This window comes from Chamaesiphon polymorphus CCALA 037 (genome assembly GCF_003003845.1).
GTDB lineage: Bacteria > Cyanobacteriota > Cyanobacteriia > Cyanobacteriales > Chamaesiphonaceae > Chamaesiphon > Chamaesiphon polymorphus.
In genome coordinates this window covers 1-6,389 of sequence record NZ_PVWO01000350.1, presented here as the reverse complement: position 1 = coordinate 6,389, position 6,389 = coordinate 1, and the positions used below count along the sequence as shown (strand labels likewise).

The window sequence follows — 6,389 nt, the reverse complement described above, 5'->3', positions numbered from 1 at the left end:
TAAATGGTTTCGCCTACTTGTCGAGAAATGCTTAAACTATCTTCATCCAGTTTACTATTATCCCGCCCACCTACTTAACTTCCAGCGAGGGTCAACAATTAATTACCCAGCATCACAAAGTAGGTAATTAAATTAGATTAAGTTTAAATAATTGCTAAATCGATCGATAAAATGTGCCTTGTTAGTACTGTTTTCGTCTATGGTTTCCCTTAAGCCCTAGACCTACTTATGAGGATCTGTTTTCGAGTTGTTCTATAGCTGTTTGATTGCACCATTCCATTGTTCGATCGGGATTTTTGCGAATGACTTGATGGAGCAACCATTCCGCTTGAGATCGATCGCCGCTGCATAATTCAATCAATCGATCGTCGATCGAAAACCGAGTTGCTGGTTTTTGAGCTGCTGCTGAAGTTGGTGTTTCTGCTCCGGATCCGGCATGATAAATCGAACTTGAATATCGATCTACAGTACCCTCAGCGTCAGACATTGTTGAGAATTCATCATCGATCGCTCCTGCTTGTGCCGACAAGGCAATCGTGCTAGTTCCGATTACACCTTTATAAAAACAATACATGAAATATACAGACAAAGGGATGCCTACTGGACTCAACGTACCAGAGAAAATTTTTATCAGTATGTTAATGATATAGTAGCCCAGCATTGCTGTTGCTGCGAAGTTATTGTTGCGAAAAATCCCATAAGTACAGCTACAAATTATTGCAACATCAATAAACAACCAGCCATCTAACCCCATTTTTTGAGACACTGCTGGCTGGGTAATAACTACTAAAAATATTACTAAATTCCAACCTGACATAAACAAGCCGACATAGAATGCTTTCTTGATATCTTTGCGAGCTTGCTCTATTTGCTGTCGGCGTTCGAGTTCTACAGTGTTGTTTGGGCGATCGATGGTTTTCATGGTAGCGTGCGAGCCTTACAGTATTTCATACTGCTAGTATCGACACAAAAATTACGCCATCAAACATTTCGCCATAAGATATATACTACAGAAGCTCCAGTAACTAGTACTCGACGGCATAAGTAAAGCAACCATTGCCTATACTCTACCAACTCCCTGTCTTGTCTCGCTGAACCGTCGGCAAAGCCGACGAGCGCGAGCCGCAACTCCCAACTCCCAACTCCCAACTCTTCCCGAAATAGTACTAGGATTTACGCCGCTCGGTACTAGCCACTTGGGTTATCTACTCAAAGTCCGCAAAAAGCGACCCAAACTAGCGAAGACACCAGGTGACTTGGCAGGAGTCGAATTATCTCCTGGAGTTGAAGGAGAAAGGATGGCATCTAGCTCGTCGCCGACGGGTTTCTGGGGACATTCCGCTAGGAGGGTATAATCATCATCCTGCTCTTGCCACACCTGCCATTGAGCCGGATAGCAGCGGTAGAGTGCAGATGTTTCGAGGGGTTTGATATAGTAGGCGCAGGTGAGAGTCGTGAGAAATCGATCGCGCAATTGTCTGGCAGCATAGCCGATACCGACGATCGCGGCATCTTCGAGTTTGGGTAAGAATAATATTACCGGACGATCGCCCGATGCTTCACATAACTTTTCAACCTGTGCGACTTCGACAGCCGAAGGATCGATCGCGATATATAATTCGTCTTCTGCTTGAATTTTATCGGTTATCGGCGATCGACTATTGCCCAAATCGTCGATTTTAAAATTAACATCCGGCCAATCGCGTTTGGCTAAAGCGGCTGCGCCAGTATCGGTAAATAATACCTTGAGCGTATTCCCACGATCGCTAAATGATTCGATAAATTGCCGCGCCAAACCCATCGACTTGAGTTCGGGGATGACGATCTCGACTGTAATCCGTTTGTGTCCATCCGCGATCGCCGCTAAAGTCGCAGCCTGAGCTAATGCGATCGATTCTTCGAGAGTGGTTGGTAGTTGTGACATGGAACCGTGGGAACTGACACTATCTTTACTAGGGTACAGCTCGATCGGGGATTGGCACAACAGTAGAGGGTAGGCTTTAGTGGATCGTGGATCGTGGATCGTGGATCGTGGATCGTGGATCGTGGATCGTGGATCGTGAATTTTGGGACGCAAGAGTTCTGCCCATTCACCCATTCACCTATCCACATCTCTCCCTCTCCTAATCCGAAGGCAATAGAGACAAAATCCGATAAGGACGTTTGCCCCAGTAGCTTCCGGAGGCAAAGCTGGCTTCTTTTACGCCAGTGCTAGTTTGCGCGCCGATGAATTTTTTGCCCTGCACGTCGGTGATGATGCCCATATGTGCGGATGAACTGCCAACTGCGGGGAAAATAATCACGTCACCCACTAGTGGAGACTTAGTTGGCGAAAAGTCCGAATCGTGTAGGTACTCATCAGCCATCCGGTAATCATATCCTTCAAAGATCCGGTTATAGACTGCATAAACAAAGTGGGAGCAGTCAATACCATTTTTGTCTTTACCGCCATATCGATAGCGAGTGCCTTGCCAAGATTTTGCTTCTACCGCGACGGTATAAAGATCTTCGGATGTGAAGATTTCGTCGCGTTCTTCGCTATTGGCATGTGCAGGCAAGATTGAGGCGGAGATTAGCAACGCACAGACTAGAATTTTTTGGTACATAAATATCTCGATGCTGAAATAGTAGATGATTTTCGAGACCTAATACTTACAGGCTGCGACGCGAACGGTTTAGTTACCGTTCCTTTAGCTCATTCCCTGAAATGAGCCTAAAAACTGTCGCACTCCTACAGTTAAATTGCCCAAAATCATCGCTAGATCGATCGTTTATTTAGCTATAGTCAATAGCACAACGATTGAAATCGTTGCTAGTGATGCAAAGTCCGCCTACGCGGACTAAGATTTGATTCGATTTGGCGATTGAGATCGAATAGTTATCGCAATTCAATTCTCAATCGGTAATTTCTCAAACACCGATACTGCTTTGCAACCTTTGAGATACCATCGCCATGGTAAATCTATCCCCTGTGTCAGTCCGATGCGGGTGGTTTGGGTGAGTTCGATGGTACCGATATCTAGTTTGGCTTGCCAATCGATCGATCGATGTTCGATCCACATGGCTTGTCCTAATTCTAGTTTGGTGCCGTAGAGATCCAAGTTAATTTGCATTGCCAGACAGAGTTTCCCTGGCCCTGCGGCGGCGCGGATTTGCTTCTGCTTGGGTTTGAGCGAAATCGTACTTAAAGTTGCTGGTGCGAGTTCTAGTGCCCGAATCAGCACCGCACTGGGTGCGCCAATTCGATCGGTTACGACATTGACGCAGTGATACATCCCATAAATCAAATATACGTACACATATCCCGGCGCACCAAACATAATCTGATTGCGCTTGGTTTGCTTGCGATAGGCATGACAAGCCGGATCGCCTTCTTGATATGCTTCGGTTTCGACAATTAACCCGCGTAATTGGGTGCCGTCGGGAAGTTGGCGCACTAGGGTACAGCCGATTAAATCTGGTGCGACACTCACAGCCGATCGATCGAACCATTCGGCGGGAATTACTCGTTCCATAATTACAGCTTGAGTAGAATAATCGTAGAAGTTCACAGGGCTAACGGAGAAGAGAAGGCCATTTGAGGCTCTCGCTCGCGAGAGCCTCAAATGGCTGCCACGACTAGATCGGTTTCGATCGAGAACCAAAAGGCTTAACCCCTTATAGGGCAATGATTTGGAATTAAACCCGACCGCAAAACAGATACAGTCAGATTTAATTTCAGCCCAATTTCCCGAACTCCTACTGCCGCCCAAACGGAGTAAACTCGTAAATGGCCAAAGTCGAGTCCAAGAAGTCGGGGATCTGTCTTACATCACCAACTTGAAAAGTACTGTATCTATAGATCGACTAATTCTATAAATCTAGCATCATTACGAATACTATCGAAATTAGATTCGGCTTTTGCCATGCCTGGATATATTTCAGGTTCGAGATCGATCGCTTGTCGCAAGAATTCGATCGCTAACTCTAAATCTTGTTGTAAAGCATAAGCACAAGCCTTATTATAAATCGCAGTAGCTAGTTCAGGGTCGATCGATAAAGCGCGATCGAAATAAATAATAGCCTCCTGAACTTTACCTGTTTTCATCAGAGTACTAGCTAAACCATTTAATGATGGAATTAGTTCTGGCTGAATTTCTAAGGCACGATGATAATTAGATATTGCATCTTCATATCTATTCAAACATTTGAGTGAGTTAGCACGATTATTGAAAACCTCACTATCATTAGGCTCTAATTCCAAAGCTAGATCGTAAGAATCAATCGCTTCTTCGTATCTACCCAATTCTGCTAACGAGCAGCCTCGATTAGTCCAAGCTCGCTCGTTGGGCTGAATCATTAAGGAGCGATCGTAAGAATCAATCGCTTCTTCATGTCTACCTAATTCATCTAGACAATTGCCTCGATTACACCAACCCTCATAGTCACTAGGATTGAGTCCTAATGTCCGATCGTAAGAATAAACTGCATCTTCATATCTTTCTAATTCACTTAGCACATTACCTCGATTATACCAAGCATCATAATTGTCGGGATTAAATTCTAATACCCGCTCGTATGAATAAATTGCATCTTCATATCTTTCTAATTTGCACAGTGTATCTCCGCGAATCTCCCAAATCTCCTCATTATTACGAACTGCTAATGCTCGATCGCAAACTAAGATTATCTCCTCATACTTACCAAGAGTCCCTAGAGTAATTGCACTAGCCAGCCAAGCCTCATACAAATTAGGAGTAATTTCTAAAGCACGATTGTAATCGGAAAGTTCTTCTTCACATCTACCTATCTCTCCTAAAGCAAGTCCGCGATGATACCAAGTTCGACCTTGATGGGGACAAAGCTCTAGCGATCGATCGAAAGAAGAAATTGCCTCTTCAGCTTTATTTAATTTAAGTAGAGCTAAACCTCTCCAATTCCAAACACTAGCTTCATTAGATTTAAGTAAAATCGCTCGCTCGAAGGCAGTCAATGCTTCTGTATAATTACCTAATTTATCTAACTCGACGCCCCGATCGAACCAATCTTCAAACTGCATATTTTAGCTACCTGTTCGATCTATCCCAACTCTCGACCATTTAGTATGCCCGACAAAGTACGATCGCTAACAATTGCGAAATAATGCCGATCGAATATCTAACCGATCCAGTATAAATATAATAATTAAAACTCAACAATTACAGGTGCGTGATCGCTGGGTTGGACTAATTTACGCGGCTCGATATCGATCGTGCAATTTGTGGCTCGATCGAATAAATCTGGTGTTAGATAAAGATGGTCGATGCGCCAACCGCGATTGCGTTCAAATCCCTGTTGGCGATAGTCCCACCAGCTAAAATGTCCGCCAGTAGTAGTAAATTTTCTAAAGCTATCTTGAAAGCCTAAATCGAGTACGGATTTGCGTAATAAGTCTCGCTCGGCAGGAGTTGCCATCACTCGATCTAAAGATACAGTTTTGCTATGAATATCAATATCTTCAAGGGCAATGTTAAAGTCTCCACAGACGCAAATTGACTGCTGACCTGCTGCAATTATGGTTTTTAAATACGAGTTTAATAACTCCAACCACCGCAGCTTGTAGACGTATTTATCGCTGCCTAGCATATTCCCATTCGGCACGTAGAGATTGACGATCCGCACGCCATCGAGAGTGCCCGCAATTATCCGCTTTTGCTCGTCCAAATCGCTGACTAATTCTGGTGCTAAGACACTCCCAAAACCAATACTGACGTCAGTTAGGGGCTGTTTGGCAAATATGGCGACACCATTATATGATTTCTGTCCAGAGATATAAGCATGATACCCACAAGCCGCGATCGCCGCGATCGGAAATTGTTCGTCGGTGGCTTTACTTTCTTGGATACAAAGAACATCGACCGGATTTTGTTGCAACCAATTAGTTACAATATCTAGCCGCGTCCGAATCGAGTTGACATTCCAGGTGGCAATCTGCATGGAGTTGGGAGTTGGGAGTTGGGAGTGAATAGAGATTATATAATATTTTTAATTTTCAATTAATCTGCTAGTTCTTTTGGTAAGATAAATAAATCATTCATGTCTGTTTCGAGAGCGATGACTTTAATTACTGAATCGATGTTTAATTCACCATAAATGTGTGGGAATAAATTGTTTGGATCTGTGCCTTCGTAGCGGATTTCGGGTGTGACTCGATCGATATCAATTACCAGAATTACTAAGTCTTTAAGACCTTTGAAAAATCGATTTGCCGAGCCGACAACTTGAGATAGAGTCGAACAATGAATGAATCCTTCTCTTGCTAGAGTATCGCTGCTATAACTACCCAGATTTTTGGCTTTTGTCCATCGATCGGCTGAGGTAATATGCAGAATAGTATTCATAAGTATGTTAATTATTATGATAATTTAGGT

General features: G+C 43.7%; 7 protein-coding genes. All 7 read right to left on the bottom strand.

Annotated elements, in window-relative coordinates; genetic code table 11:
- Nucleotides 1-226: 226 nt before the first annotated feature.
- The 7 genes from C7B77_RS21350 to C7B77_RS21315 all read right to left on the bottom strand — a co-directional run bounded on the left by C7B77_RS21350 (nt 227) and on the right by C7B77_RS21315 (nt 6,359).
- Nucleotides 227-922 carry a hypothetical protein gene (locus tag C7B77_RS21350; RefSeq protein WP_106309586.1) on the bottom strand — a complete coding sequence of 232 codons (696 nt, stop codon included), beginning with the start codon at nt 920-922 and terminating at the stop codon, nt 227-229.
- Nucleotides 923-1,201: 279 nt separating this feature from the next.
- Nucleotides 1,202-1,924, bottom strand: a complete 723-nt coding sequence (locus C7B77_RS21345; protein ID WP_106309583.1) for a DUF1995 family protein — start codon at nt 1,922-1,924, stop codon at nt 1,202-1,204.
- A 199-nt stretch (nt 1,925-2,123) separates the two neighbouring features.
- On the bottom strand, nt 2,124-2,606 hold the full coding sequence (locus C7B77_RS21335; protein ID WP_106309577.1) for a C40 family peptidase: 483 nt from the start codon (nt 2,604-2,606) through the stop codon (nt 2,124-2,126).
- Nucleotides 2,607-2,888: 282 nt separating this feature from the next.
- A complete protein-coding gene (locus C7B77_RS21330) occupies nt 2,889-3,515 on the bottom strand; it encodes a DNA-3-methyladenine glycosylase (RefSeq protein ID WP_106309574.1) in 627 nt (208 codons plus the stop codon).
- 320 nt (nt 3,516-3,835) lie between these two features.
- Nucleotides 3,836-5,038: a tetratricopeptide repeat protein gene (locus C7B77_RS21325; protein ID WP_106309569.1), complete on the bottom strand. Its 1,203-nt coding sequence runs from the start codon at nt 5,036-5,038 to the stop codon at nt 3,836-3,838.
- 125 nt (nt 5,039-5,163) lie between these two features.
- Nucleotides 5,164-5,955 carry an exodeoxyribonuclease III gene (gene xth / locus C7B77_RS21320; RefSeq protein WP_106309566.1) on the bottom strand — a complete coding sequence of 264 codons (792 nt, stop codon included), beginning with the start codon at nt 5,953-5,955 and terminating at the stop codon, nt 5,164-5,166.
- Nucleotides 5,956-6,014: 59 nt separating this feature from the next.
- The gene (locus C7B77_RS21315) at nt 6,015-6,359 is read right to left on the bottom strand and encodes a DUF952 domain-containing protein (RefSeq protein WP_106309563.1); all 345 of its coding nucleotides are present in this window, start codon (nt 6,357-6,359) and stop codon (nt 6,015-6,017) included.
- Between the last annotated feature and the right edge of the window lie 30 nt (nt 6,360-6,389).